General features: G+C 63.8%; 2 protein-coding genes. One reads left to right on the top strand and one right to left on the bottom strand.

The window, feature by feature from the left end; translation table 11 throughout:
* Nucleotides 1–255: 255 nt before the first annotated feature.
* Nucleotides 256–1,071, top strand: a complete 816-nt coding sequence (locus JYJ84_RS36460) for a MetQ/NlpA family ABC transporter substrate-binding protein (RefSeq protein ID WP_043187236.1) — start codon at nucleotides 256–258, stop codon at nucleotides 1,069–1,071.
* 110 nt (nucleotides 1,072–1,181) lie between these two features.
* On the opposite strand, the gene JYJ84_RS36455 is transcribed toward JYJ84_RS36460, so the two are convergent.
* Nucleotides 1,182–1,490 (bottom strand): VF_A0006 family four-cysteine protein, encoded by a 309-nt coding sequence (locus JYJ84_RS36455; protein WP_174955690.1) that lies wholly within the window; start codon nucleotides 1,488–1,490, stop codon nucleotides 1,182–1,184.
* Nucleotides 1,491–1,513: the final 23 nt, after the last annotated feature.

The raw sequence follows: 1,513 nt of genomic DNA, 5'->3' as shown, positions 1-1,513 counted from the left end.
GTCGAACCCGCATTCGATACGAAGGTGGCCGTTCAGGCGACGGTGGCGTGACGTACCCAGGCTGATGCGCGACCGGTATAAACGCAACTAACGGCCGAGTCGCGCAACCTCCGCCAGCACCGCTGCGGTGCATACCCATATGAGCGGGATGTATTTCACTTCCCGCCGATCCTGTGACACCATTTGCCCCTTCCTGCGAGTCGGGGCATACCCGTATCGCGCCCCATTTCAGTCAAGCAAGAAAGCGAGAAACAGATGAAGCGTCGCAGTCTCCTGAAGGTATTTTCCGTGCTGGCTACCGGTGCAGCACTGACGCTGTCGGCAGGCGCGCACGCCGAAGACAAGGTGATCAAGGTCGGCACGGTGGCCGGTCCGGATTCGGAAGTGTGGCAGCTCGTGCAGAAGGTCGCGAAGGAGAAGGAAGGCCTGAACGTGAAGGTCGTCGAGTTCAACGACTACGTGCAGCCGAACGCGGCGCTCGACGCGGGCGACCTCGACGCGAACAGCTTCCAGCACCAGCCCTACCTCGACAGCCAGGTGAAGCAGCGCGGCTACAAGCTGGTCACCGCGGGCCTGACCTACATCTCGCCGATGGGCGTGTACTCGAAGAAGTTCAAGGCGCTGAAGGACCTGCCGCAAGGCGCGAAGGTCGCGGTGCCGAACGATCCGTCGAACGAGAACCGCGCGCTGCTGCTGCTGCAGACGCAGGGCCTGATCAAGCTGAAGGCCGGCGCGGGCACGGGCGGCAACAACGCGACGGTGCTCGACATCGCCGACAACCCGAAGAAGCTGAAGATCTCCGAACTCGACGCCGCGCAACTGCCGCGCGTGCTGTCGGACGTCGATGCGGCCGTGGTCAACACGAACTACGCGCTCGCCGCGAACCTGCAGCCGACCAAGGACGCAATCGCGCTCGAATCGCTGACGAGCCCGTACGCGAACGTGATCGCCGTGCGCGCGAAGGACAAGGACCAGCCGTGGGTGAAGAAGCTGGTCAAGGCGTACCAGTCGCCGGAAGTGAAGGAATTCATCAAGAAGCAGTTCAAGGGCTCGATGGTCGCGTCGTTCTGAACGCCGCACACCGGTTGTCCCGTTGAACGAAAAGGGCCTGCATCATGCAGGCCCTTTTTCATGGGCGCGGCCGGTCGACGGCCGCAGGGTGCATCGCGTTCAACGCCGGCTCACATCTCGCCGCGCCGCGAGCAGATCGACATGATCTGCTGGATCGCATAGTTGTCGCGCACGCCGGGCAGCGATTGCACGACGCACTCGTGAAAGCGCCGCTCGCGCGGCAGCAGCATCGCGTTGTTGCGATACAGCGCGTCGCAGGAGCGCTGGATCAGCTGGGCCGCCGCACCGTTGCGGCTTTCGCGCAGCGCATTGAGCATGCAGTCGTCGTATTGCGCACTGCCGTCGGTCAGCGCGAACGCCGCACCCGGCAGCGTCAGCGCGACGGCCGCGCATGCGATGGCTCGGATCCCCCGTTTCATGTGCTCTCCGATGGAGTGGACTG

Source organism: Burkholderia sp. LMG 13014, from assembly GCF_905232215.1.
Taxonomy (GTDB): Bacteria; Pseudomonadota; Gammaproteobacteria; order Burkholderiales; family Burkholderiaceae; genus Burkholderia.
This window is presented reverse-complemented; position numbering and strand designations above follow the sequence as displayed.

Excerpts from the sequence above, each read along its gene's own strand:
- JYJ84_RS36460 (WP_043187236.1), top strand. The coding sequence starts at position 256 with ATGAAGCGTCGCAGTCTCCTGAAGGTATTTTCCGTGCTGGCTACCGGT.
- JYJ84_RS36455 (WP_174955690.1), bottom strand. The coding sequence starts at position 1,490 with ATGAAACGGGGGATCCGAGCCATCGCATGCGCGGCCGTCGCGCTGACG.